Source organism: Agrobacterium genomosp. 2 str. CFBP 5494, from assembly GCF_900013495.1.
Taxonomy (GTDB): Bacteria; Pseudomonadota; Alphaproteobacteria; order Rhizobiales; family Rhizobiaceae; genus Agrobacterium; species Agrobacterium pusense.
The window spans coordinates 40436-66080 of the sequence record NZ_LT009721.1 but is presented as its reverse complement, the minus strand read 5'-3'; the positions used below and the strand labels follow the sequence as shown (position 1 = coordinate 66080).

The window sequence follows — 25645 nt, the reverse complement described above, 5'->3', positions numbered from 1 at the left end:
CTGTCGACGCAGGTCCCGAAACGACAGAAAGCGATAGCAAGGTAGTTGACATGGCGAAATCTTGCATACAAGATGACGGCCGTCAGCTAGCGGACGTGCATGATCCGCCTGTCGATGTTTACGTACAAGGAGGATTAGACGTGGACGCTGCAGCCAAGACGATAGACGTCGACCCATTTCACATTCGCAAGTTCTTCGAGCCGCTTCGCGTAGCGGACGTTTGCGACGGCATGGACGGGATCGGGTACTTCAACATCGGAAACGTGTCGCAGGAGATCAGGCCGCTGTGGCTCGGCATGAAATTCTGGGGTGTCGCATTCACGATGCGATGCGTCCCATCAAACAAGCCGATGTGGAAGCTAGAAAGCACCGAGGACGTCGTCAACGCCCATGGGCTCTGGTTCGACAAGATGGGCAACGCGACGAGGGGCTTCCAAGAAAAGCTGCAGCCCGGCCATGTGGTCGTGACAGACGTCGGCAGCGCAGACAACGTCGGCTTCTGGGGCTCCGAAAACACCCTCAGCGTGCTTGAGCGTGGTGGCGTTGGAATTATCACTAACGGTCAATGCCGCGACACAGGAGAGGTCACTCTGCAAAAGACGCCCGTCTGCTGCAAAAGCCGCGGCCGCACGATCATCCCGGGACGCATCGAGTCGGTCGAGATGCAGACCACTATCGGCATCGGGGGCGCGCAGGTTAGGCCGGGAGACATTGTCGGATGTGACGACGACGGTCTCGTCGTTGTGCCGATCGAAGTCGCAAAAGAGGTTGCGCTCCATGCGAAAGAGGTTCTGCTCGCCGACATGCGGGCGCGCCGCCGCCGCTATGACAAGCTCGGCATGGCGCACGACGATACGGTCGATACCGACGCCATCGACCGCTACTATGCCGAACTTGGCTGAGATCTAAAACGGCTCGCGTTGAGGAGGATCGACGTGGGCCTTCGCCCAAAGGGGCTTCCATAAAAACCTGGAGGAGAACGCATGTCTGCTAGAATAGCATTAGCCTTGGCGTCGCTAAGCGCCTTCAGCGCCGCCCCCGCCTTCGCCCAGGAACCGGTGACCCTTCAATTCTGGGAAGCGCACAGCGCACAGGAGGAAGCTGCTACGATCAAGATGATCGATGCCTTCCACAAGAGCCATCCGAACATCAAGGTAAACCGCGTCAAGACGAGCTTCGGTACCAACTTCGAGGCCATCACCACCGCGCTTGCGTCTAAAACCGCTCCCGACGTCAGCCCGATCTGGAGCGGATTTCTCTCACAGTTCGCCGCAAGCGGCGCGCTTGTAGACCTGAAGAAGTTCGGCGCAGAGGGGATGACTAAGGAGCTGTATCCAGGCGCATTCGATTACGTGCAATGGAACCAGGGCATCTACGGGCTACCCTATGCTTTCGATCCCCGCTTCATCGTCTACAACGAGCAGGCGATGAAGGAGGCCGGAATAGCGGCACCGGCGAAGACGTTCGATGAACTTGTGGAGCATGCCGAAAAGCTCGGAAAAGCATCCGGCGGACAAGTCAGCCGGTATGGCTTTGGCCTCGCCAGTGCCGATGCACTCGCGTATTTCTTCATCAACGCCCTCTACGCCAATGGCGGCGAAGTCTTCAGCAAAGACGGCAAGGAAGTCGCGTTCAACAGCGAGGCAGGCGTGAAGGCCGGAGCCATCATCGCGAAGCTCGCATCTAACAAGAACAACACGCTGAACAGCAATCCCGACGTCGTGCGCCAGGGTGTCCTGACCGGCCGTATCGGCATGGTCTTCGACGGGCCATGGGTGTTCTGGGCGGCGCGGTCCACAAACGGAGCCCAGCCTGTTACCGTGGGTTCCATGCCCGTGGTCAAGGCGGGGGACGCGGCGCTGAACTTCGGCTCCGTCGGCGGCTACGTTGTCTACGCGCAGAGCAAGCATCCTGAACAGGCAGCCGAGTTTGTGAAGTTCATGGCTTCTCCCGAAGCCCAGCAGTTCCGGGTAGAGGGTCTCAAGACCGGCGTCACGCCGGGCGTGGTCGACGAGCCGGCAGCCAAAGCGGCCTTCGAAAAGGTCCCGGCGCTAAAGACCGCGCAGATGGAGCTGAACAACTCGCGGATTTTCCCCAAGCACGAGAAGTGGTCGACAGTCTTCCAGTCGATCATTCCCGCTGTAGAAGCGATCATCTCCGGCGACGATCCGAAATCGGCGCTCGACGGTGCCGCACGGCAGGCAAACCGCGGCTTGCGTCGCTAAAGCTGAACGCCGACGCCAGCCTCTACGGCGTCGGCAACTTCACCAGCCAGGGTGGCTGCCTCCGTTGAAGCGGAAAGTCGAGGTCATCTCGTGACGATCAAGCAGCAACAGTTCCTCTTAGGGTCCATCTTCCTCGGGCTGCCGCTCCTCTGGCTGCTCGTCTGGGTGGTCCTGCCGATCTTTATCGTCTTCTACCTCAGCTTCACGACCTACGATGTCCTGAAGCCCGCGGAATGGATCGGCTTCCTCAATTACGAGGACCTCCTCTACGATGGCCTCTTCTGGAGGGCCCTGGGAAACACGCTCTATTATACGGTCTGGAGCGTGCCGAGCGGCATCATCGCGTCCCTGATGCTGGCGATGTTGATCAACACGAAGCTGCCGGGGGCGGGAATCTACCGCACGATCTTCTACATCCCGGTGGTAGCCCCGCTCATTGCGGCCGCACTTGTCTGGATACTCTTCTATGATGCCTCGAGCGGCTTCTTCAACTATGTTCTCGGGCAGTTCGGTATCCGGCCCGTCGACTGGCTCAACAACTCCTACACGGCTATGCCCGCCATCATCTTGATGAGCGTGTGGAAGGGGCTGGGCTTCAACATGGTCATTTTCCTCGCCGCGCTGCAGGCCATTCCTCGTGAACTGCACGAGGCGGCAGCGCTCGACGGAGCAGGGCGCGTCAGACAATTCTTCGCCATTACCTTGCCGCTTCTGACGCCCGCTACCGTCTACGTGGTGATTACCTCGCTGATCGCGTCGTTCCAGGTGTTCGCCCAAGTGATTGTCATGACCAACGGCGGCCCTAACAACTCAACCGTGACAATCGTGCACTACATCTACAGGACCGCCTTTCAAAACCTTGAATTCGGCTATGCGTCCGCCATGGCGATGGTGATGTTCCTCCTGCTCGTGCTGGCGTCGTTCATCAACCTGCGCCTGTTCTCCCGCAAAAAACTGTTCGATTGATGGAGGCCTGAGGCCATGACGCTTCTGATGTCCGAACCTCTTCCGGAAGTCCGCAACGACGCGGCGCAAGTCTCCCGCAGGCGACTGACGCGGAACCTGCTTACCTTCTACATACCCGCCACGATCGTCGCAGCGGTCATGTTGTTTCCGCTGTTCTGGATGGTGTCTCTCGCCCTCAAGACAAACTCGCAGATCTTCACGTACCCGCCGAAACTCGTCGAGTTCCCTCTTCTCTGGAACCACTTCGTCGACATTTGGACGGATGGCCGGATGAACATCGGGCTGCAGACATGGAACACGCTCGTCTACGCGACGGTCCGCACCTTCCTGCAGTTGCTGCTGTCGTCGATGGCCGCTTTCGTGCTTGCCCGATACCATTTCCCGGGACGCAACGCGATCTTCTACCTCATTCTCGCGACTGTCATGATCCCGCACGAGGTCATGCTCGTCCCGCTCTACATCATGGTGAAGTCGGTTCCGCTGGCGGGCGGAAACGACATCTTCGGTGCAGGAGGCACGGGCTGGCTGGACACTTACGCGGGGCTGATCCTTCCGGGAATCGTCTCTGGCTATTCGATTTTCTTCCTTCGCCAGTTTTTCCTGAGCCTTCCGAAAGAGCTTGAAGAGGCGGCCCGGATCGACGGATGCACGGAGTTCGGAATCTACTGGAGAGTAGCTCTTCCGATGTCCATTCCCGCCTTGACGACGCTTGGCATGTTCTCGTTCCAGTTCGCCTGGTCCGACTACACCTGGCCGCTCGTGACATCGTCGAGCGAGGGCTCGCGCACGCTCCAGCTAGGACTTGCGATCTTCTCGACCTATGAAGGAACCGACTGGGCAATGCTGATGACTGCGGCGGTCATATCGACGCTGCCGCTGATCGCCATGTTCGTCCTCCTTCAGCGTTTCATCGTCAACGGCATCAGCTTCGGTGTCGGCAAGTAAGGCTTCAGCAATGCAGATCATAGACGCGCATCAGCACTTCTGGGACCTCGGACAAAACTACCTGCCGTGGCTTCGTGACGAGCCGCCCATTCCGTTCCGGTATGGTGACTACAGCAGCCTGAAAAGGAACTACCTCCCGGCAGACTACCGCCGCGATGCGGGAAGGTTCGAGATTATCGGGTCGGTCTTCATCGAGACGGAATGGGACCCTGAAGATCCGCTCGGGGAAACACGGTGGGTGGCTGATCTGCAGCAGCGGGAGGGGCTGCCTTCCGTCATGGTGGCCCAGGCCTGGCTGGACCGAGGGGATGTCGAGGAGGTACTCGCCTCTCATGGACGCAATCCCATCGTACGCGGGATTCGGCATAAGCCGAAGGCTGCCAAAGATCCCCAATCGGTCGACGATGGTGCACGGGGATCGATGGGTGACCCCGAATGGCGTCGCGGCTTCGGCCTCTTGAGCGCGAACGGCCTGTCTTTCGATCTTCAGACACCGTGGTGGCATCTGAAGGAGGCGCGACGTCTTGCCGAGGACTTCGGCGACACTGTCATCGTCCTCAATCATACTGGCCTTCCCGCTGACCGATCGTCCGACGGCTTGTCGGGCTGGCGCGAGGCGCTTTCGACATTGGCGGGCGCGCCGAACGTCAACCTGAAGATATCGGGCATCGGGATCGCTGGCCGTCCATGGAGCGTGGAAGACAATCGCGCGATTGTCCTGGACGCAATAGAGATCTTCGGAGCGGGGCGCGTCATGTTCGCCTCGAACTTCCCCGTCGACAGCCTGGTCGGTTCTTTCGAAACCATCTTCGATGGCTTTGACGTGATCACGAGCGGGTTCAACGAACAGGAACGCGCAGCGATGTTTCGTGAGAACGCGCGCCGGATCTATCGTTTCGAAGGGAAGTGAGATGTCGAAGGATAAGCCACGCCTGGGCTTCGTCGGCCTCGGGATAATGGGCGTGCCGATGGTCAAGCGCCTGCTCGACAAAGAATATGAAGTCGCCGTTTGGAACCTCGAGCCGGAGCGCGCCGAAGCGGTAACTTCGGCGGGAGCTACCTGGTGCGAGGGACCTGCAGAGGTGCGCGCCGCTGCCGAGATCCTCCTCTTCTGCGTCCTTGACGGAGATGCGGTGGAGGAGTGCTGCTTTGGCGAGAACGGGATAGGGAGATCCAGATCGGGCGCGGACATACTGATCGATTGCTCGACCATCTCTCCCGAAAGAACGCGCGACCTGGCGCAGAGGCTAGAAGCCGAAGCGGGAATGAGCTGGGTCGATGCGCCGATCTCAGGCGGTCCAGGCCCAGCGGAGAAAGGCGAACTGACGATCATGGCTGGTGGAAATGATTCCGACTTCGAGCGGGTCAGGCCGGTTCTGGAGACGCTCGGAGCCAACGTCACGCACATGGGACCCCTCGGGGCAGGACAGGCGACGAAGAACATCAACCAGGCGATCGTTGGCGTGAACTACGTGTTGATGGCGGAGATACTTGCGCTTGCGAAGGCCGCGGGCATCGATGCCAATGCCGTACCGGATGCATTGCGGGGAGGCATGGCTGACTCGGTCATTCTCCAGCGGATCTATAGCCAGATGTCCCGGCGGGACTTCGAGCCACCAAAAGCTTATGCACGCCAGCTCGCGAAGGATCTCAAATCGCTGCGGCAGTTTCATTCCGGACTCGATCTGGATTTGCCTCTCGTAGACGCGGCCGTGGATCGTTACGTCGCGTTCGTCGATAAGGGGAACGGCATGTCGGATAGCGCAGCTATAGCCAACTTCTATGAACGGACGTCCGATGATCGATGAGATGTTGAGCGACGTAGCCGCCGAACTGGTGCGCGAACTCGGTGCGGACCTCGTGACAACCGATGCGGAAGAGATGCGCCCATTTTGTCGCGACTGGCACGGGGATGTTGAAGGCATCGCTCTGGCCGTCATACGTCCTCGAACTACAGATGACGTGGTCAAGGTTGTCAGGCTATGCGGCCGTCTTGGCCTGAATATCGTTCCTCAGGGAGGAAACACCGGACTTGTCCTCGGAGCGACCCCGGAGTCGGAGGGACAAGTCGTTGTCAGCTTGGGGCGGATGAACAGGATACGCACGATAGATGCCGAAAATTTTTCGGCAGTCGTGGAAGCGGGCTGCATTCTGTCCGTAGTCAAAGACGCCGTAGCCGCCGAGGGAATGTTCTTTCCGCTCACTCTGGGTGCTCAAGGAAGCTGCCAGATCGGAGGAAACGTCAGCTCGAACGCCGGTGGCATCAACGTGTTGCGCTACGGCATGACGCGTGAGCTTGTCCTGGGTCTCGAAGTCGTCTTGCCAGATGGAGAGGTTTGGAGCCAGCTATCGCCCTTGCGGAAGGACAATCGAGGGATCGATCTCAAACACTTGTTCATTGGAGCGGAGGGCACGCTCGGAATCGTCACCGCCGTCTCCCTGAAGCTCGCGCCGCTTCCCACGCAGAAGAGCACGGCACTCCTGGCGGTGGAGTCTCTGGAGCAGGCGGTTGCTCTGTACCGGTTTGCGAGAACGCAGTGCTGCGATCTGCTATCCGCGTTCGAGTTCATGCCTCCCGAGGCCTTTGGACTGGCGAAGGAGGCGCTGCCCCACCTTGAGCTCCCTATGGCCGGTGATCATCCCGCATATGTTTTGATGGAAATCTCCGGTGCCGGTCTCGTGGACATTTCAAACCTGATGCAGCGGTTCCTCGAGCTTTGTTTTGAGCAATCGCATCTTGTTGACGGTGTTGTCGCCTCCTCAGATAGTCAGGCTAGAACCCTATGGCTGTTTCGCGAGGGGATGGTGGAGGGGCAGGCAAAGCGCGGGCTGCATCTACGAACGGACGTTTCCGTTCCGATTTCAAGACTTCCGAGCTTCGTCAGCGACGTGGAGCACGCGGTTCTAGCAGAGCTACCCGATGCTTTTTGCATTGCCTATGGCCACGTCGGGGACGGAAACGTTCACTTCAATATTCACGCGCCAAAGGAGATGGAGGTCGAACACAGGCGAGCCTATTTGCTCAGGGCGAAGCACGTCATCGACGCCGCGGTCACGCGCTACGACGGCAGCATCAGCGCAGAGCACGGGATCGGAAGACTCAAACAGCCAGAATTCGAGAAGTTGACGTCCCCCGTGCACTTGCATTTGCTGTCGACAGTGAAGCAGGCAATCGATCCTGCCAAGTTGATGAACAACGGCGTGCAGATCAAAGCGACTGCGCTAGACAGAGCAAGCTGTTCGGTCATCGCTTGATGAGACGAGCGGGATTGCTTACTGCTCCCCCATGCCATGGCCGAGCCTGTCATAACAAGTTGAGCCTTTTCAAGGGAAAAAATGCTCTATCAACGGTCGGCAGTCTCCGTCTCCCAATCCCCACAATGACTTGCGGTCTGTAAACCTTCGGTTTTTCGAGGGAAAGAGGTGTAAGGGGCCGACGGTTCGATTCCGTTCAAGAGCTGGATTTTCGCACGGGGCGCTGGCGGCGGATCAGCTTCCGTTTCGCTTCCAGATCTTGTCAAGAGCCAAGGCTACCAGTTCCATCACTGCAGCCGCTGCCCCGATCATCCAAACATCGCCCACTGCGATAATGCCCGCGCCGATCGCGCTACCGATGGAAAAGCCGAGATAATTGTCGACGTGTTGAGGGAGAGTGCGATAGAAGCATGGCTCTGACCACCCGCAACGATCAGACGGGCCATCTGAGCGGGGAAAAAGGACCAGACACTGAAGCCCCATCCGGCGACGGCGAGAAGTGCCACAGAAACGGCAGCCATGCCCGGCAGTGCCGTGGCTATAGCCAAAGCTGTGAATGACAGGGCGAGTGCGACAAGTGAGAAGCCCGCGACCTTGAGCGATCCGAGCCGGTCGTTCAACGCGCCGCCGGTGAACACGCCGAGTGCCGCGAATATGCCCCAGAGCGTGACTGTGGCGGCGACGCCCTTGTCGGCGAATCCCAGCGTCTGGAAGAGATAGGGCGCGATATAGGGATAGGCTGTATAGGCGCCGATCGACCAGAACAGCGTTACGGAGAGGAGTTTCAGAACGGGCGCCTGGCGGATGACGCTGACACGCTCAGCAATGCTCGCAATGGCCAAATGAGCACCCGCGTTGCGCCCGACGCCTGCCAGGATGCCGATGATCGCGATAGCCCCCATGGCGGCGACCATGAGAAATGTCGAGCGCCAGCCGAATGCATGACCGGTGATCGAACCGAGCGGTAGGCCAAGTGCAATCGCAATGGTCATGCCACCACTGACGATGGCAAGTGCCATCCCACGCTTTTCTGCCGGTACGATCATGCCGGCAAGCGCGTTTGCGTTCGGCGCATAAAGACCGGCGGCGACAGCCATCAGGATACGGGCAAACATCAGCGTGCCGAACCCGGGCGCGAAGGCCGCAATCAGATTGCCGACTTTGAATATCGTCATGGCGAGCAGCAATGTGTCTCGCCGGCGCAGCCCGCCCGCGATGACCGTTCCGATAGGAGAGCTGAGCGCCAGCACGAGAGTGAAGACGACGACAAGCATCGCCGTCGCGGAAAGGCTCATGCCCAGATCGGAAGCGATGGTCGGCAACAATGGGGCGATCATAAAACCTTCGGTACCGATCGCGAAAGTGCCGAGTGCCAGGAACCATGCCGGCAGCATGGATGGATTGGGCTGCCCCAGATGCTCGCCGTTTACGGGAGTGGCGGATTTGAGATCATGTTTCTGCAGCATGATAACCTCCAGCCGACACCCGGCTGCCCGTTCGGCAACCGGGTGTCGGCCTGTCCTGTCAGACGGGGATCGGGTTGGCGGCGAGAGATTCGTTGAAGGCGTTGAAAAGCACGTGCTCTCCGCTGCCCGGATTGTCGCGGATGGCCCTGATTTCCTCGACATAGATTTCTTCGGATTCCGTGCCGAGGCCCTTCATGGTCTTCTCGATGAAAATGTCGAGCGGCATGGCGCGAGGATCGCCGCTCTTCTTGACGAGGTCGGTATCGACCCACGGCGGCGCGATTTCCTGGACGCTGACATTGGTGCCGCGCAGCTGGAAGCGTTGCGATAGCGCATAAGAATGCAACGCTGCCTTTGTGGCGGAATAGACTGCGGTGGAAGCGAGCGGCAGATAGGCCAGAACCGACGTGTTATGGATGATCGTGGCCTTCGACTGAGCCTTGAGATGGTCGATAAGAGCCGAAGTCAGGCGGATCGGACCAAGCAGGTTCGTGTCGATAATCCGACGTGACTGAGCGTCATCGATCTTTGCGCCAGCATCATCAAAAGGCATGATGCCCGCATTGTTGACCAGGACATTGAGCGTCGGGTAGTCGCGGATCAGTAGAGTAGCGACGCGATCGATATCGGCCGGATCGGCAATGTCGAGCTCGATGCCTTCCATGCCCGGATTGGCGGCGGTCACCTCATCGAGCAACGCCTTGCGGCGGCCGGCGATGATGACCTTGTTGCCAAGGCGATGGAAGGATTCCGCCAATGCGCGGCCGATGCCGGATGTGCCGCCAGTGATAAAGATCGTGTTGTTTTCGAGTTGCATGGGTCTCTCCTTTGAACCGAGCGGCTGAAGGCCGCGCTTCGATGGAGAGATCTTGCATCAAGTAATTCATGTCTGAAATGACGCATAAACGTCAATTCAGGACATCACGCTGATCGACTGCTCGGCGTCGCCGTGGCAATCGTATCGCGCGGATCCATCCCGCGTGGTTTGCCATAGAGACTGATATTGGCGTCACCCCAATATTTAAGGGCGAGCAGGATCGGTTCCATGCTGCGGCCGAGCTCTGAGAGCTTGTACTCTACCTTTGGCGGCACTTGAGCATAAACCTTGCGTTCGATCAGGCCGTCGTCCTCAAGCTCGCGCAACTGGTTGGTCAACATGCGGGGGGTCGCGTTGACGATGTGTTTGCGCAGTTCGTTGAACCGCAGTGTCCCTGAAAGCAGGTGAAAGAGCACAACCGACTTCCATTTGCCGTCGATGAGGCCGATGGCGGCTTCTACCGAGCAGCCGGGAGAGCAATCGAAGCGCGAATGGCGGGCTTTGGCCATAACAGTATCCTTTTTGATACTACGTGTGTGTTTTGTGCGTATTGCGTCTTTTCGATGATAGCTCATTTTAGCTCCATATCAATCGACATCGCAGTCGGTCATTAAAGGAGCACATCATGAAGGCCATCGGTTACAAGGCGCCGGGAGCTATCGAGCGCGAGGACGCATTGCAGGACATCGAACTTCCCCGGCCGGTTCCGGCAGGCCGGGACATTCTCGTTCAGGTGAAGGCCATTTCCGTTAATCCGGTCGATACGAAAGTCCGTAAGGGCGCCAGCCCGGAAGCCGGACAGTGGAAGGTGCTCGGCTGGGATGCGGTCGGCACTGTCGTAGAGACCGGACCAACAGCCAAGGACTTCAAGATCGGCGACGAGGTATTTTACGCCGGCTCTCTGACCCGCCCCGGAGCCAACAGCCAGTTTCACCTCGTCGATGAACGTATCGTTGGGTCCAAGCCGAAATCGGTCTCCGATGCGCAGGCCGCGGCCCTTCCGCTAACGGCAATCACCGCCTGGGAGATGCTGTTCGACCGGCTAGATATCCGAAAAGCGGTGCCGGGTGCAGCAAACGCCATAGTCATTATTGGCGGCGCCGGCGGGGTCGGCTCGATCGCCATTCAGCTCGTGCGAGCGCTTACCGATGTCACCGTCATTGCCACAGCCTCGCGGCCGGAAACCCAGGATTGGGTGAAGACGCTTGGTGCCCATCACGTGATCGATCATTCCAAGCCGATCGCGGAACAGGTGGCAGCTCTCGGCATCGGCGCGCCAGCCTTTGTGTTCTCAACGACTGAAAGCCATCGCCATCTCAAAGAAATTATCGAGCTCATCGCGCCGCAGGGCCGGTTCGGGCTGATCGATGATCCGGAAAGCCTCGACGTACTCGGCTTCAAGCGGAAGGCCGTATCCATCCACTGGGAGTTGATGTTCACGCGCTCGATCTTCGAGACCGCCGACATGGCAGAGCAGGGTAGGCTGTTGAACGAGGTGTCTCGTCTCATCGACGAGGGCAAGATCCGGACCACCGCGACTGAAATTTTGTCGCCCATCAATGCCGCAAATCTGCGCAAGGCGCATGCCGCCATCGAAAGTGGGCGAACAAAGGGCAAGGTGGTGCTCGAAGGGTTTTCCGACTGAGGCAGCCGGATCTTGAGGCGGTGATCGCTCACAGTCGTTCACCGCCTGAGCTACTTGCAGTGACTTGCAACGAAAAAGGATGACCGTCATGAGCGCCCAGCTCTCAGACCAAATTGAACTCATTGCGCTTTTGCGCGCGAAGCCGGACAAGAGCGTAGCCTTGTTCAGTGCACTGGCTGCCATCGTGCCTGACGTCCGCAAGGAAGATGGATGCCTACGATACGATCTTCACGTCGATCGCGACAATCCGGAAATGGCGGTCATGATCGAGAGCTGGCGGGATGAGGCCGCTCTCGCTGCCCACGCCGCCGGCGCGCCGTTTCAATCGCTGGCCTTGCGTCTGGATGAGCTGCTTGCCGAACCTCTGCGTTTGCAACGCCTCCAGCATCTAGCCTGACAGCGCAAATTCACACTTGAAGGAAAGGAAAAGGTTTATGACTTTGCTCAAAGATCAACGCGTCCTGGTGATCGGCGGCAGCTCCGGTATCGGACTTGCGGTCGCCGAAGCCGCAGTCGCCGCAGGCGCGCATGTCACCATTGCCTCTCGCTCACAAGATAAACTGCTCGCCGCCATTGAGAAGCTGGGACCTGGGACCGATAGCGCGGTACTGGATACCACGGATGAGCCGTCGCTTCAGAGCTTCTTCGTGTCACGGAAGGCTTTCGACCACGTCGTGGTCTCAGCGGCACAGACGCCGACTGGTCCACTGCGCAAGCTAGCTCTTACCGATGCCCAGGCGGCAATGGAGAGCAAGTTCTGGGGTGCCTATCGGGTTGCGCGTGCGGCCCGCATCGCGGAGCGGGGCTCGCTGACATTGATCTCCGGCTATCTGAGCGAACGGCCATCCGCGTCCTCGGTTCTGCAAGGAGCGATCAATGCAGCGCTTGAAGGTCTGGCGCGTGGTCTTGCGCTCGAATTTTCGCCGGTGCGTGTCAACACCGTGTCACCCGGACTGATCGATACGCCGCTGTGGTCGAAGATGGCCGACGATGCCAAGGCGGCGATGTTCTCTCGCGTGTCGGAAAACCTGCCGGCAAAGACCATCGGCAAGCCTGAGCACATCGCCAACGCGGTGCTATTCCTCATGACCACGCCATTCGCCACCGGGTCGAACGTGCGGGTTGATGGCGGCGGTGCGATCGCCTGAGCGTGGTCGGATACTTGTAGAGGCGAAGCAAAGATAGGGAAGATCACCATGTCTGATCAAAGCACTGCAACATCCGCGCGTTTCGACATCCTGGCGATCATGAATGAGTTTCCGCAAACAGCGGAGACGTTGCTGGTGGACACGTATCTACGCGATACGCCTGCAGCAAGCTCGCGGGTGTTTCGCGTCTACAAGGGGACGCCGCCGCATTACCATCGGGGCAGCGATGAGTATCTTTACGTCCTGTCCGGGCGGGGCACCTTCTGGATGGAAGACCCTGCAACGGAGGCCGAGTTCCAGCCCGGACAACTCCTGTTCTTCGAAAAGGGCACGGTTCATGCGCTGCCAACCATCCTTGAGGAGCCGGTCGTGTTCCTTTCCGTCGATACGCCCCGCCGCGATCCGAAAGACATTGTCTTCGTGCACAGTGCGGACGGATCGCCCGAAACCTTTATTGCCTCAAAGCGCGGTTGAGCGGCGCTTTCCGGTCGTAGTCTAATTTAAGGGAATGTGACCCGTGGTCCGAACCTGGTTTATCACCGGCGTCAGCAGCGGCTTTGGTCGCGAGATGGCCGAGCCGCCAGCCGCTCGGGGATCCGATTAATATAGTTCAGGCCATGATTGCGTCGGTTGATCAATCGCGGGCGCCCCGTCGGCTGGTGCTCGCAGTGATGCCTATGGCGCGATCACAAGGGCGCTCAACGAACGGCTGGCCGAGGTGGAGCTGCAGAGGATAGCGCCGCCGCCGCGGATATCGTTTAACGGAGGGAGGGGAGGGGGATGCCGGTGACGACCATTCCCCTCCATGGCACCCATCAAGCCGTCCGGCCGTGCGCGGAGTATCTGCCTGCCGGTTGGGCACTGGACAAATGTGGAAGCATGGCTGCCCGGGCAGCTTCCCATTTGTCCCATTCAGCTGCATCCATGAGGGAAGGAATGGTGGCGAATTCGCCGCGATCAAGGCCGACGAGCGCAGCGTCGACGAGATCCGCAGGCGACATCACCCATTCGCTCGGCAGGTTGCTTGCCGGCAGTCCGGCAATGTCCCAGAACTCGGTTCCCGTTGCGCCGGGAAGCACGACCTGAACAGTGACCCCTGTCTCGTGCAGTTCCTTGCGAAGCGAATGACTGAAGGCCAGCAGGAAGGATTTGGTGCCGCCATAGACGCCGTTCAAGATTTCTGGTCCGATCGCCACGATGGAAGAGATGTTGATAATGGTACCCTTGCCGCGCTGCCTGAAGAGCGGGACGATGGCATAGGTCAGACGCATCGGCGCCGTGACATTGATGGCCACCATGGCCTGCATTTCGGAAATGTCGGCAGTCGCCAAAGGCGCGGCACTGCCAAAACCTGCATTGTTGACCAGATGCGTGATGGTGTCGTCCTGTGCAATAACCTTTTCCACCGCAGCCAGGCCGTCGTCGGTGCCGAGATCCGCGGCAAGTGTCCTGATCGACACGCCGTAACGCTCCGTCAATGCGGCGGCGACATCCTTCAAGCGGGCGAGATTGCGCGCCACCAGAATGAGATGATGGCCGCGCCGGGCAAAGCGGTCGGCATAGACTGCGCCGATCCCGGATGATGCGCCTGTTATCAGAATGGTCCCGTGTGTGTTGCTCATTGTTCGCTCCTTTGGCTGTGGATTGGAACGTCCAACCCCGTGTTTCGATGGAGGGACATTAGCCGTAGACAATGATGGCTGAAATGACATACAAACGGCAAAACAGGACAAGGATACGAGCATGCGGCACATTGGCTTCATCATGGAGAATGGGTTTCAGGTGATGGGCATGGCGGCGTTGAGCGCTTTTGAATTCGCCAACGAGACCCTTGGCGCGGAGGCGTACCGGCTGACCGTCATGTCCGAAAACGGTGGTTCAATTCGATCCTCGCTTGGCATCGGTATTGAGACACAGCCGCTCGCAGACTTCCCCGACACGCTGATGGTCGTCGGCGAATTGCTTCCGAAGCCTGTCTCCGCGGTATTGAGGGATTACATCGCTCGTGCGGGGCGAGAAAGCCGACGGGTGGCTGGCGTCTGCACCGGCGCATTTCTGCTGGCCGAGGCCGGCCTTCTGGATGGAAAAAGCGCCACCACCCACTGGGCTCACGCGCGCAGCCTGCAGGAACGGTTCCCCAACATCCATGTCGATGACGACCGCATCTTCATCCAGGACGGTTCGATCTGGACGTCGGCAGGCATGAGTTCCGCCATCGATCTGACGCTGGCACTGATCGAAGATGATCATGGGGCCGAGCTCTCGCGATCCATTGCGCGCAAACTGGTGGTGTATCATCGACGGCCAGGAGGGCAGTCGCAGTTTTCGGCGCTACTGGAGTTGGAGCCGCGCTCGGACCGGGTGCGACGTGCGCTTGTCTATGCCAAGGAGCATCTGCGAAATCCGTTGACGGTGGAGGAACTCGCGGAAGCCGCAAGCCTCAGCCCACGCCAGTTCAGTCGCCTTTTTCGGGAGGAGACGGGGCAATCGCCGGCAAAGGCCGTAGAGCGCCTGCGGCTGGAGGCGGCAAAAGTGATGCTTGAAGACGGCCGTCATCCCCTCGACATCGTCGCCCGCGATACAGGCTTTGCGGACCGCGATCGGATGCGTCGAGCATTCTTACGCTTTTTCGGCCAGCCGCCGCAGGGCCTGCGCCGCAGCCTGAAGCTGATAGAGGGCGTCGAAGACCCTGATCTGGTGCATTGATGCGCGCGTCCTGAATTGACGTTTCTATGTCATTCAAGACGCGGCCGACCGGATCTATCTTCTTTCATCAGAAGACCTCACGGCGGGTGATGAAAGGAAAACCTAATGTTCTCTTCCAAATACAATGATGGAATCGAGACCAGCCATGGCCGGCTCGCCATCCGCCTCGACGGACCGCAAGGAGGCATCCCGCTCCTTCTCCTGCAGCGCTTTCGGGGCACCATGGATGATTGGGATCCGGCTTTCATTGTAGCGGTTGCCAGGGATCGCCGCATCATTCGCTTCGACAGCGCCGGCGTTGGACGATCGAACGGCACCGTGCCGGCGACCATCGGCGGGATGGCAGCCATCGCTGCCGACGTCGTGGCAGTGCTCGGGTTGTCTCAGGTTGATGTCCTCGGCTGGTCGTTGGGTGGAGCGGCTGGCCTGGAGTTTGCACTGAACTTCCCGCATCTGGTCCGCCGGCTGATTGTCGCGGGCTCAAGTCCCGGACCCGTTGCAGACGGCCCGCAGCAACATCCGCGCGTGCCGCACGTCATGACGAAGAGCGAGAATGACGAGGACGACTTTCTTTTCCTGTTCTATCCGTCAAGCGAATGCGCCACCGCCGCAGGCCGCGCCTCTCTTGCCCGTATCCGGTCGCAGCCTGATTGTGGACCGGCAACGTCACCGCTAGCGCTGATGATGCAGGTGAAGGCGATGTCTTCCTGGCCCGGCATATTGCACCGGGCGAGCGAGCTCAGGCTGCCGATACTGGTCGCCAATGGAGCGCATGACGTGATGATCCCGGCATATCGCTCCTATGTGCTCTCGCAGCAAGCACCCAATGCCAAGCTCATGCTCTATCCGGATGCCGGTCACGCTTTCCTCTTCCAGGGGGCCAGAACAAGAGCAGTCCGAAATCGTACGCTAAGGGCGAACAGATTGAGAACTTATGCGACCCGCCGCAGCCCGGCTGGCATACGAAGCGATCGAAATCCGTTCGGCATCTGATGTTCGGCATCCCAAGTGTAGATGCCGGTAAGGTTGATGTGTTCCCAACTGAGCGGCGAGATGTGCTTCGACAGAGTATCAGGAATGTCTCGACCCGCTCGCTTCAGCTGTGTGATTGCACGGTCGAGATAGACGGTATTCCAATGGACGATCGCACTGACGACGAGGTTGAGACCAGAGGCGCGGAACGCTTGGCTCTCGAACGACCGGTCGCGGATTTCGCCCCGCTCGTGGAAGAACACAGCGCGTTTCAGCTTATGGGCGGCCTCGCCCTTGTTTAGACCGGCTTGGCATCTCCGCCGTAGTGCCGGACTTGAGTACCATTCGATCATAAAGAGCGACCTTTCGATACGGCCGAGTTCGCGGAGCGCCCTCGCGAGATGGCTCTGCCTTGAAGACGCGGACAGTTTCTTGAGGATCGTAGACGGCACCACGGACCGTGTCGTGATCGACGCCGCGAGATGGAGCAGGTCGTCCCAATGATCGAGGATCAGATTGGCATTAATCGGCGTCCCGATATGGTTCGACAGCGCCGGATATGCGCCGCTCTTTTCAAACGTATGGAACTTCCGGTCTTTGAGATTGCGTAGTCGCGGTGAGAACCGCTTTCCGATCAGGGCGAACAGCCCGAAGATATGATCGCTGGCTCCGCCTGTGTCGGTAAAGTGTTCTTGGATGTCGAGGACCGTGTCCTGATCGAAGAGCCCATCGAGCACATAGGCCGCCTCGCTTTCGGTTGGACTGATGGGCAAAATACTGAAGTAGCCGTACTGATCTGACAGATGGCTATAGAATTTCGATCCTGGCACGCTGCCGTAATGCAAGTTGATGTCACCGCGCTTTGCAGCACGATCGCTCGCACGGAAGAATTGGCCATCGGACGATGACGTTGTGCCATTACCCCAAAGGCGGGAATGCGGATGCTGGGTGTGGGACTCGGTGATGCACGCTTGCGCCGCGCGGTAAGTCTCCGATCGAGCATGGAATGCGCGCATCCAACCAATCTGATGAGCGCTGATCCCCTTGGATGCGCCCGCCATTCGCTTTGGGCCGAGGTTCGTAGCATCGGCCAGGACGCCCGCCAGCATAGCAGAGACATTTTTCGGGACGTCGCCGGTGCGAACATGCGTGAATGAATCTGCAAACCCGGTCCATTCATGCACCTCCCTTAGCAAGTCGGGAACCTCCACCAACGGATACATGTCGCTGACCTCGGCATTCAGTTCCTCGGCGGCCGGGGGGACTTCGCTGGCGGTTGGCGTGACAATCAAGGTTCCTGCCTCGAGACGAACGCCCTCGAGCTTTCCGGATCGTGCTCTGTGGGCCAAACGCGTCAGGTTGAAGTCGAGCATCTGACGCGCTTCGGCAAGCCACTGCGCGCCGTCGCTCTGGACCCCCAAACCGAGACGATCTTCGTCCTTCATCTTGATGAATGTCGACCGCGGCATCAGATGCTCATCGATGGGCCGGAAAGATCGGCTGCCAGCGACCCAGATCTCCGCAGATCTAAGCCGGTCTCGTAAAGCAGCGAGCGTCGCGATTTCGTACAGACGGCGATCGGGTTTTCCTTGTTCGAAGATAAGCCGTCGATCAGTTTGGCTGAGGTGAGTGAGCGGCACGCGATCCGGGAGTGTCCGCCGCATCTCGGCATAAAGCCGTTTCAGCAGCGCAACTGCCGCTAGAAGTGGATCGTGGCGACGCGCTGAGCGGAACGTGAAGGCTAGAAGGAACGCACCAGCATATTTGTGGACGGTCGCATATTGCTCGGCCGCTACGATCAGCGATGGCGCCTCGTTGTCGTCGACCATCGACTCAAGCTCAGGCTTCATCCGAAGCAACCGGTCCCAACCGACTTTTTGGTCGAGAACATCCAATGCGTTCCGACCATGGTCGTTGGCAGACTGCAGGGCGGTGATCGTATCCAGAAACATGCGCAGCGCTTTGGCGGTGTTCGCTCTGCAGTCCATCTGCCGCTGCTTCTTCCGATTGTTGGCTTGCGAGAACAATTTACCCATCAGCTTGATGAACATCGTCACCGCATCGTCCGTGAGCTTCTGGCAAAGCTTGATGACTTGGGCCACGATCAGAGCGTGGCGACGGCTGGCGTTGAAGTCGTTGGCAAGCCAGGCCGGCGTTGCGTTGCCCTCCCGGATCATCTGGTCCCACCGTCCGGATGATACCCGCGCCTGCAGTTCCGGATCGATCTCCAGCCGCCGCAGAAAGGCTATCCGCTCGGTCAGCCCGACGAGGTTCGACGCGGCCGGCGCTTCTGGTGCCGAACGCAGCCAATGAAAGCGGGTCTGGCCGATCGACGGGTCAACCTCTAACAGCCTATCCAGTGATTGAAGCCTATCGAGCGGGATTTCTTCAATCAGAGTTTTTTCTGCCCGGCGACGGGCTATGGCACGGCCGGCAAGGCCAATGCGTTCGATCGTGTCGATCGCCGGCAGAAGAACTCCGCGTTCGCGAAATGCGGCGACAGCCGAACTGGCTATCGCAGCACCGTCGTCTGACATGGTCGCCGCTTGAATTGCCGCTAATAGCGCGGCGCGGCGATCTGGCGGCGTCGCGCTTCTCGTATCCAGATAGACCATTAGCCGCGCCATATGATCCCGACGAGTTTCTTCACGACGTGCATAGAGAGCAAATTCGTCTGGAGCGGCGCCGATCTGATCAGCAACATACTTCAGCATGGCGCGAGGCGGAGTTTCTTCTGCTCCAAGCACTCGACCTGGGTATCGCATCAGACATAGCTGGATGGCAAAGCCGAGCCGATTGTGATTACGTCTCCGCAGTTCGATCTCCAGGCGATCCGCCAATGACAACGAATAGTGGCGGATTAGGCTGTCCTCGTCGACCGGGATATCGACAAGCTTCCGGCGATCTTGATCTTTGAGAAGCTTGCGCTTTGCCATCGCCCGACCCCATTCATGACCAATCTGCGTGAAGCGTTGTCGAGTCGGGCCGGACAGAGAAATCAAAATTGGCGCATGTCGATGGCAATCCACAGAGATCGGATGTTGCACATCCGATCTACGGCATCGTTCCGGATTTGTTCGACCTTAGCGTACGATTTCGGCCTGCTCTTGTTCTGACCCCATCTATGCACGGATCACGGAGCGCATCGTCGCCGATCTGGAGAAGGGGGTGCGCCCGTGGGTGCAGCCCTGGAGTGCCGGCAACATGTCCGGCCGTATCACCCGGCCGCTGCGCCATAACGGACAGCCATATACGGGGCTGAATGTCCTCCTGCTCTGGTCGGAGAGTATCGCGCGCGGTTTTACATCGACGACATGGATGACGCTTCGGCAGGCGAACGAACTTGGCGCCCATGTGCGCAAGGGCGAAAGCGGTGCGACCGTCGTCTATGCCAGTCGATTCACGAAGACAGAGAAGGATGCCGGCGGCGGGGAAGTCGAGCGCGACATTCCATTCCTCAAGGCGTACACGGTGTTCAATTGCGATCAAATTGAGGGGCTTCCGGATCACCACTATCGCCGCCCGGAACCGGTCGCAGAGCCGCTCGAGCGCATCGAGTATGCGGACCGCTTCTTCGCCAATACCGGCGCAGTAATCCGGCACGGCGGACGCCAAGCCTTCTATCAGCCATCCAGCGACACCGTTCAGATGCCGAAGTTCGAGGCGTTCCGGGATGCCGAAAGCTATTACGCCGTCCTCGGTCACGAGATCACCCACTGGGTCGGCGCAAGCCACCGGCTGAATCGGGATTTGAGCCGCTATCACAAGGATCGCACGGATCGCGCGCGCGAAGAGCTTTGTGCCGACATAGGGGCATGTTTCCTCTGCGCCGATCTCGGGATCGTCCCGGAACTGGAGCCGCGGCCGGATCACGCGAGCTATGTGGCCTCGTGGTTGAAGCTGCTCGACGGTGACCGCCGGGCAATCTTCCAGGCGGCCGCACATGCGCAACGCGCTGTCGCCTATCTTCATGACCTCCAGGCGAATTCGAAGACCGAGCGGGAGGCCGCCTGATGCCTTTCGCCCCTAAGGTCGAAGGGGAGGGTAAGACGTCTTCCCCGGTCGGAGGTGCGACCTCCGTGTCCCCCGTTGGAGGAACCTTGCAGATATGGGCGAGGCGATCTACATTATTTCCTGAATTTATCAACATGGAGTGGCCCATGCCGATCAATGTCAACAATCCCGAAGCGGACGCTCTCACGCGCAAGTTCGCGCATATAGCCGGCGTCAGCATTACCGATGCAATCGTGATTGCCATGAAAGAGGCGATCGAACGCCGCCGCCACCAGGAGACGCCGCTGCAAACCGCCGCCCGGCTCCGCAAACAGCATGGCGTCAAGCTCGATGAGGCTCAGAGACAGCCGCTTCCGCGCGAAGCCTATGACGAATTGTGGGAAAGCTGATGTTCGTCGATGCCTGCGCCATCATCGCGCTCCTCTCCGACGAGCCGGAAGCGGAGCGTGTCTCCAATGCGATCGCGTCAGCGAAGGTCGCCTTCACATCCCCGGTCGCCGTGCTTGAGGCGGTGCTCGGCCTTGCCCGCCCCGACAAGTTTGGCCTCGCCGTGGCGGAGGTAGAACCGATCGTCATCGAGTTCCTCGATGAGCGCGGGATCGAAATCCGCGATCTCCCGCCTGCGGACGCGACGACCCGGATCGCTCTTTCCGCCGCGCATCGCTATCGCGCGGGCCGCCGGGGCCTCAATCTCGGCGACTGCTTGCATTACGCATGCGCCAAATATTACAACGTGCCCATTCTGGCGACGGCAGATGAGTTCAGACAGACAGACATCGACACCGTACCCTGACGCGGCCGGCCATGACGGCTGGTTCCGGGCGAAGGTGCAGGCGGCTCTGGAAGATTCCCGCGCCGACACTCCCGACAAACAAGCCGAAGCACATTTCGCCGAGCGCGTCTAAGGGCACGGTGCAGCGTCGGCGAACGGCACTTGTGGCCCCCTTTTGATCGGGCGGGCGCAACCGGCGGCGCGCACGGAACGAGCCCCGCCTCGACTGCGGATCCGGTTGGCTGATAATGGCAAGCCACAAGCCTGTTCGTCTCGAAGCGTTCCCGTCCCTTCCTCTCGACCGACCTCCAGTTAGGCGTCCTGAAACCCGTGCCGCCCGCATGTCCGAGCATACGCGGCCGATGCAAGAGCCGCCATGCGATCGGTGCCGGTCAGCGCGTTTGCCGGTGAGATGACGCGGATGGGGCGTCGGTGAGGGATCGACCGACACGGCGGGCCGTGCAGACGGGAGCCATCGTGAGCGAGCGGTGCCATCACCGCGGTCGCCGTCGGGGATCGCAGACAAACTCCGGGCCATGATCGGTGTTCCTTGCCCGATTGAAGCGGGGCGCACCCGCGCGGACCTCGATGGATCTGGTGTGACCGAAGGACGACTTCGTCTCGATCGCCATCCCGCAACGGCCATCCGCAACTTTCTTCCCCTGCGAACAGGTTCGCATTCCTCGCGGTCCAAGAAAGCCGCTCCCGGCCGCCCTCCACTTCGTTTCGGCCCAGAGGGTGCAGTGTCGATCGCCCCCGGTTCTTACACCGTCATCGAGGCCGCGACAGGCGCGCCCGAACAAACCGGAAAGGATCACGACAATGGCAGTCATCGGCGAATTCACCACCAACGGCAACAACTCGATCATCGGCAACGTCCGCACGCTCACGGTCAGCATGAAGGCCCGCCTGCATCCCATCGAGCGCGTCTCGCGCGACGCCCCGGACTTTCGCATCACCGCCGGCAACGGCGTGGAGGTCGGCGCAGGCTGGAAGGCGGTCTCCAACGACGGCGAGGAATATATCTCGGTCAAGCTGGACGACCCGAGCTTCAACGCCCCGATCACCGCGGCGCTTTGGCCGAGCGAGAAGGAAGGGGAATACGCCCTCATCTGGAACCGCCCGAAGCGGGAGGCTTGATCGCCACGCCCAGGAGCTCCGCCACCGGGCGGGCTCTTCTTCTTATGTCGCATGAGGAAGCCGGTCGCGGGCATCGAGCCCGCTTCCGGCCTTTCGGGTGCCATCCGGAGAGCTGGGGGGTCTGCTCAGTTCGTCCGAGAATGCCATGGCGGACCGAAGGCGTCCAGCACGAGCGGTACCCCCAAAATGCTGGCGCATTTCGGCTCCCCCGCTCGCCGCCTCCGGCGGTCGCGTTCCGCGATCCTGGACTCCTCCGCTCCGCCATGACGCGCGGCGTCGTCTTTCACAAACGTCAAGGAGACGACGATGTCGATTTCTCTCGAAATGCAAATCGAGGAACTGAAAGCTGAGCTCAGGGCCGTTCTGGACGCGAGCGAGCGCTGCCAGATTGCGGTGGAGCTGGAACTGGCGCAGGCCGAGCTTGCGGCCGTTGAGGCCGAACAGGACGGCCGCATCAGCGGGGAGCCTCCTTTCTAGGAGACTTCCATAGGGCTGCCGATCTCAGCAGCCCACTCGCCTCAGCCGTTCAGTGCGTCCTTGACCGCCTTGCCGGGCGTGAACGTCAGCTTCTTCGAAGCGGCGATCTTGATCGTCGCACCGGTTGCGGGATTGCGGCCCTCGCGTTCCGGCGTGTCCTTGATCTTGAACTTGCCGAAGGATGGGATGGAAGTTTCCGCGCCGCTCTTTGCCGCCTCTGCGATCTGGCTGAACACGCTTTCGACGATGGCCTTGGCCTGTGTCTTGGTCAGGTTCTGCTCGGATGCGATCTTGTCGGCGATTTCGTTGGTGGTAGTCATGAAGGACAGTCTCCTCTGCTGGTGGTTGTCCTTCAGCTATGACGATGAAGACGCGGCGCCGATAGAGGCGCGAATGCTGGAAGTGTTGGCAGATGCGAGAAAACCACCGGAAACAAGCAGGCTCGGGCTGTTCAAAGTCTGTTATTTGGCGCGGTGGGCGTCGCGATAGCCCCGCTTTCGTTTCGTGCGCTCCAGGCGCGATAGCGCCCTGTCTGCATCCTCTTGGCCGTCGAAGGTTTCCATCATCGTCTGGCCGTTAGATCCGATCCGGCCCCAGTTGCGGATGATGGAGGCGCCACCAAACAGGGTCGGCTGGATCGTGAGCGTATAGAAGCGACGCATGTTCTGGGCCGCGTCGATGCGGTGAAGATTAACCTGGCCTGTCCCCTCGTTTTCCATGATTGGATTCTCGCTTCGTTTTGAAGCAGCGTCCAACGACTTCCATGAATCGATCCCGCGTGATTGATTCATCTCGCTGATGGTTTTCCCCTCTGGAGGAAATAGGGAGTGGGCGAGGCGGCTTTGCCGCACGGCTCTATGCGCTGAAGCGCACCGAACCCGCCAAGCGGTTTCGTCCCATGCGGGTTGCGATCCTCCCGCGGACCGGCTTGCAGCCGGCACATGCAAGCCCCTTCGATCGGGGCTCTCATCCACCTCTCTCTTCTTCGCGATGAAACCTGTTGTGCCCGACGCAGGCCTTCATGTCGTCACGCCGGAACCAGATGGCGCGACCGCATCTGAGCGGTGGATTGCCTGCGGTGAAGACGATCTGTTCGTCACTGCGCATGCGCAGGACCTCGTGCGGCATGATCAGCGGCCGACGGCTGAGCTGCTTCGAGCGTGAGCGCGACGATCCCTTCATGCCCGTGGAGCGGTTTGTCTGATCGACCTCGACCGTGGTGTCACCACAGCGCTTCGAGATGTACTCGGCCGTGTCCGGATCATTGATCGCAGCGAACGAGATCCAGGACGCGGATTCGAACCATTTGCTTGTCGCGTCACGCCCGCCATAAGCCTCGCGCATCTGGCCGATCGACTGGAAGATCATAGCGAGCGTGATGCCGTATTTGCGGCCGGCGTCGCGCGCCGTTTCGAGGATGCGCAGATAGCCGAGGCGGGCGACCTCATCGAGCAGGAAGAGGGTGCGTCCCGTCACATCGCCATTGCGGTTATAGATGGCATTGAGCAGCGAGCCGATGACGACGCGGGCGAGACCGGGATGGCCTTCCAGCACCTTCAGGTCGAGAGCGATGAACAGATCCGTGCCGCCTCCCGCGAGATCGTCGGTCGAGAAACTGTCGCCCGACACGAGCGATGCATAGTTCGGGTAGGACAGCCAGTGCGTCTCCTTCACCGCGTTGGCGTAGACACCGCTGAATGTCTCCGGCGTCATGTTGACGAACACCGCGACATTCTCTTTCACAAAGTCGGATTCCGACTGTTCGTAGATGCGCGTCAGACGCTCGCGCAGCTTCGGTTCGGGTTCGGACAGATTGGCGCGCACCCGCCGCAGCGTCTGGTCCTTTTCTTCCGTATGACCCGAGAGACACACGTCCGCGATCAACGCGGTCAGAAGCTGCATCGCCGAGGCGCGGAAGAAGTCGTCGCGCGCCGACGCAGCGCGCGCATTGTCGGTCATGATCCAGGTCGCGACCGCGACTATATCCTCCTCCTTCGTCCCGCCGAAGCGGCCGATCCAATCGAGTGCATTGAAGCCGATGGCGGGCGTCGCGGGATCGAGCACGATCACCTTGCGGCCCGCCTTCCGCCTCTGATCGATGACCATCGGGGCAACCTCGCTCGAGGGGTCGAGCACGACGAGACTGCCACCCCATTTGAGCGATGTCGGGACCGTCACCGACGTCGTCTTGAAGCCGCCCGAACCCGCGAACACGATGCCATGCGAGGAGCCGAACGAGCCGTCGAAGCAGAGGAGCGGGCTCTTTCCACCCGCACCCCAGGTTTCGGGAGTATCGGCTCGGAACGCGCCGGCGGCGACGCTGTCGCGGTCGACGCGGTAGCGTTCGCCGATAACGACCCCGCCGCTCTCCGGAAACAGCCTGGCAGCGTCGGTCATGCGCATCCAGTCGGCCTCACCATGAACGGCCCGCTTGCCGTGCATGCGCCGCGGCGCGGGCTTCGCAAACGCCGCGTTGCCCTTGACGGCAACCCGCATTGCGAAGACGCCAGAGACAAGTGCTGTCGCCGCGCCCAACATTGTAGCGGGATCGGCATAGGCCAGAACCGATTGGCCGGCCGGAACGCGATCGGCAACGCCGCCGAGCCGGACCGTTTCGCGCAGCACGGCGATCAGAATGACCGCCAGGCTTCCAGCTCCAACGCTCCAGCCCGCCGTCTTGATGTTCGTCGCGCCGTTGACAGCAAACAGCGAGATCATCCCCGCAGCTGCGGCAAGCGCATAGGGAAGGGCAAGTCCGATGCGCCCGAGAACGAGTTTCGCCTGTCCCGTCGTTCCGAACGCGGCCATCCATTGCTCGATACCCGAAATGACGATCGTCGCAGCACACATGATCGTGGCGGGGACGATGGCGAGGAGCAGCCTACTCGGCGTCACGACGGAACGCCTCCGTGCCGATCGCCATCAACCTTGCGCGCTCGGCAGCATCGTTGCGGAAGCGTGCGGCCGCATCGATGAGCAGCCCGAGCAAAAGCGCCCGCTTCTCGTAGCGCAGGCCGGCCTTCACGATCAGGCCGCCCAGCTCGATCTTCTCGCGCGTGTCTTGTCTGCGGGCGTCGGTCGACATGGTCCGGGCCAT

General features: G+C 60.1%; 27 protein-coding genes. 18 read left to right on the top strand and 9 right to left on the bottom strand.

Going from position 1 to position 25645, the window contains the following annotated elements; translation table 11 throughout:
• Positions 1–140: 140 nt before the first annotated feature.
• The 7 genes from AGR2A_RS27045 to AGR2A_RS27015 all read left to right on the top strand — a co-directional run bounded on the left by AGR2A_RS27045 (position 141) and on the right by AGR2A_RS27015 (position 7391).
• Positions 141–902, top strand: coding sequence for an RraA family protein (locus tag AGR2A_RS27045; protein WP_286079603.1), 762 nt, complete (start codon positions 141–143; stop codon positions 900–902).
• Positions 903–983: 81 nt separating this feature from the next.
• The gene (locus AGR2A_RS27040; RefSeq protein WP_080823641.1) at positions 984–2225 is read left to right on the top strand and encodes an ABC transporter substrate-binding protein; all 1242 of its coding nucleotides are present in this window, start codon (positions 984–986) and stop codon (positions 2223–2225) included.
• A 90-nt stretch (positions 2226–2315) separates the two neighbouring features.
• Positions 2316–3191, top strand: coding sequence for a carbohydrate ABC transporter permease (locus AGR2A_RS27035; RefSeq protein WP_080823639.1), 876 nt, complete (start codon positions 2316–2318; stop codon positions 3189–3191).
• Positions 3192–3206: 15 nt separating this feature from the next.
• Complete coding sequence (locus AGR2A_RS27030; RefSeq protein ID WP_080823636.1) at positions 3207–4136, top strand: carbohydrate ABC transporter permease; 930 nt, start codon at positions 3207–3209, stop codon at positions 4134–4136.
• 10 nt (positions 4137–4146) lie between these two features.
• Positions 4147–5046: an amidohydrolase family protein gene (locus tag AGR2A_RS27025; protein WP_080823635.1), complete on the top strand. Its 900-nt coding sequence runs from the start codon at positions 4147–4149 to the stop codon at positions 5044–5046.
• A gap of 1 nt (position 5047) precedes the next feature.
• Complete coding sequence (locus AGR2A_RS27020; RefSeq protein WP_080823631.1) at positions 5048–5944, top strand: NAD(P)-dependent oxidoreductase; 897 nt, start codon at positions 5048–5050, stop codon at positions 5942–5944.
• Positions 5934–7391, top strand: coding sequence for an FAD-binding oxidoreductase (locus tag AGR2A_RS27015; protein ID WP_139786426.1), 1458 nt, complete (start codon positions 5934–5936; stop codon positions 7389–7391). Before AGR2A_RS27020 ends, AGR2A_RS27015 begins: the two co-directional genes overlap by 11 nt.
• A 308-nt stretch (positions 7392–7699) precedes the next feature.
• Here the strand turns inward: AGR2A_RS27015 and AGR2A_RS27010 are convergent, their stop codons facing one another.
• From AGR2A_RS27010 to AGR2A_RS27000, 3 genes are all read right to left on the bottom strand, one after another.
• On the bottom strand, positions 7700–8857 hold the full coding sequence (locus AGR2A_RS27010) for an MFS transporter (RefSeq protein ID WP_286079602.1): 1158 nt from the start codon (positions 8855–8857) through the stop codon (positions 7700–7702).
• 58 nt (positions 8858–8915) lie between these two features.
• Positions 8916–9674, bottom strand: coding sequence for an SDR family oxidoreductase (locus AGR2A_RS27005; protein ID WP_080823627.1), 759 nt, complete (start codon positions 9672–9674; stop codon positions 8916–8918).
• Positions 9675–9778: 104 nt separating this feature from the next.
• Complete coding sequence (locus tag AGR2A_RS27000) at positions 9779–10183, bottom strand: winged helix-turn-helix transcriptional regulator (RefSeq protein WP_080823625.1); 405 nt, start codon at positions 10181–10183, stop codon at positions 9779–9781.
• A 116-nt stretch (positions 10184–10299) separates the two neighbouring features.
• Between AGR2A_RS27000 and AGR2A_RS26995 the strand changes: the two genes are divergently transcribed.
• The 4 genes from AGR2A_RS26995 (at position 10300) to AGR2A_RS26980 (ending at position 12941) form a co-directional block, all read left to right on the top strand.
• Entirely contained in the window at positions 10300–11319 is a 1020-nt protein-coding gene (locus AGR2A_RS26995; protein ID WP_080823624.1) for a zinc-binding alcohol dehydrogenase family protein, read from the top strand.
• 88 nt (positions 11320–11407) lie between these two features.
• A complete protein-coding gene (locus AGR2A_RS26990; protein ID WP_080823850.1) occupies positions 11408–11716 on the top strand; it encodes a putative quinol monooxygenase in 309 nt (102 codons plus the stop codon).
• A gap of 37 nt (positions 11717–11753) precedes the next feature.
• Complete coding sequence (locus AGR2A_RS26985) at positions 11754–12467, top strand: SDR family oxidoreductase (protein ID WP_080823622.1); 714 nt, start codon at positions 11754–11756, stop codon at positions 12465–12467.
• Between the two features lie 48 nt (positions 12468–12515).
• On the top strand, positions 12516–12941 hold the full coding sequence (locus AGR2A_RS26980) for a cupin domain-containing protein (RefSeq protein ID WP_080823620.1): 426 nt from the start codon (positions 12516–12518) through the stop codon (positions 12939–12941).
• Positions 12942–13282: 341 nt separating this feature from the next.
• Here AGR2A_RS26980 and AGR2A_RS26975 read toward each other — a convergent pair whose 3' ends face one another.
• Positions 13283–14089 (bottom strand): SDR family NAD(P)-dependent oxidoreductase, encoded by an 807-nt coding sequence (locus AGR2A_RS26975; protein ID WP_080823618.1) that lies wholly within the window; start codon positions 14087–14089, stop codon positions 13283–13285.
• 121 nt (positions 14090–14210) lie between these two features.
• On the opposite strand from AGR2A_RS26975, the gene AGR2A_RS26970 reads away from it, so the two are divergent.
• Positions 14211–15173, top strand: a complete 963-nt coding sequence (locus AGR2A_RS26970) for a GlxA family transcriptional regulator (RefSeq protein ID WP_080823616.1) — start codon at positions 14211–14213, stop codon at positions 15171–15173.
• 105 nt (positions 15174–15278) lie between these two features.
• Positions 15279–16166 carry an alpha/beta fold hydrolase gene (locus tag AGR2A_RS26965; protein ID WP_080823613.1) on the top strand — a complete coding sequence of 296 codons (888 nt, stop codon included), beginning with the start codon at positions 15279–15281 and terminating at the stop codon, positions 16164–16166.
• Here the strand turns inward: AGR2A_RS26965 and AGR2A_RS26960 are convergent.
• Positions 16106–19081, bottom strand: coding sequence for a Tn3 family transposase (locus AGR2A_RS26960; protein WP_080823611.1), 2976 nt, complete (start codon positions 19079–19081; stop codon positions 16106–16108). The genes AGR2A_RS26965 and AGR2A_RS26960 overlap by 61 nt on opposite strands.
• 157 nt (positions 19082–19238) lie before the next feature.
• Between AGR2A_RS26960 and AGR2A_RS26955 the strand changes: the two genes are divergently transcribed.
• From AGR2A_RS26955 to AGR2A_RS29815, 5 genes are all read left to right on the top strand, one after another.
• The gene (locus AGR2A_RS26955) at positions 19239–20159 is read left to right on the top strand and encodes an ArdC family protein (protein ID WP_035228295.1); all 921 of its coding nucleotides are present in this window, start codon (positions 19239–19241) and stop codon (positions 20157–20159) included.
• Positions 20160–20305: 146 nt separating this feature from the next.
• Complete coding sequence (locus tag AGR2A_RS26950; RefSeq protein WP_035228298.1) at positions 20306–20548, top strand: type II toxin-antitoxin system VapB family antitoxin; 243 nt, start codon at positions 20306–20308, stop codon at positions 20546–20548.
• The gene (locus tag AGR2A_RS26945) at positions 20548–20952 is read left to right on the top strand and encodes a type II toxin-antitoxin system VapC family toxin (RefSeq protein ID WP_035228300.1); all 405 of its coding nucleotides are present in this window, start codon (positions 20548–20550) and stop codon (positions 20950–20952) included. Before AGR2A_RS26950 ends, AGR2A_RS26945 begins: the two co-directional genes overlap by 1 nt.
• Positions 20953–21753: 801 nt before the next feature.
• Positions 21754–22071, top strand: a complete 318-nt coding sequence (locus AGR2A_RS26935; RefSeq protein ID WP_035228302.1) for a DUF736 domain-containing protein — start codon at positions 21754–21756, stop codon at positions 22069–22071.
• A gap of 306 nt (positions 22072–22377) precedes the next feature.
• Positions 22378–22548, top strand: coding sequence for a hypothetical protein (locus AGR2A_RS29815; protein ID WP_167378254.1), 171 nt, complete (start codon positions 22378–22380; stop codon positions 22546–22548).
• Between the two features lie 41 nt (positions 22549–22589).
• Here the strand turns inward: AGR2A_RS29815 and AGR2A_RS26925 are convergent, their stop codons facing one another.
• The 4 genes from AGR2A_RS26925 to traD form a co-directional block, all read right to left on the bottom strand.
• Complete coding sequence (locus AGR2A_RS26925; RefSeq protein ID WP_035228304.1) at positions 22590–22868, bottom strand: HU family DNA-binding protein; 279 nt, start codon at positions 22866–22868, stop codon at positions 22590–22592.
• Positions 22869–23009: 141 nt separating this feature from the next.
• Complete coding sequence (locus AGR2A_RS26920; RefSeq protein ID WP_035228306.1) at positions 23010–23267, bottom strand: WGR domain-containing protein; 258 nt, start codon at positions 23265–23267, stop codon at positions 23010–23012.
• A gap of 247 nt (positions 23268–23514) precedes the next feature.
• Positions 23515–25443 carry a Ti-type conjugative transfer system protein TraG gene (gene traG / locus AGR2A_RS26915; protein WP_080823609.1) on the bottom strand — a complete coding sequence of 643 codons (1929 nt, stop codon included), beginning with the start codon at positions 25441–25443 and terminating at the stop codon, positions 23515–23517.
• Positions 25430–25645 (bottom strand): type IV conjugative transfer system coupling protein TraD, encoded by a 216-nt coding sequence (gene traD, locus AGR2A_RS26910; RefSeq protein WP_035226523.1) that lies wholly within the window; start codon positions 25643–25645, stop codon positions 25430–25432. Before traD ends, traG begins: the two co-directional genes overlap by 14 nt.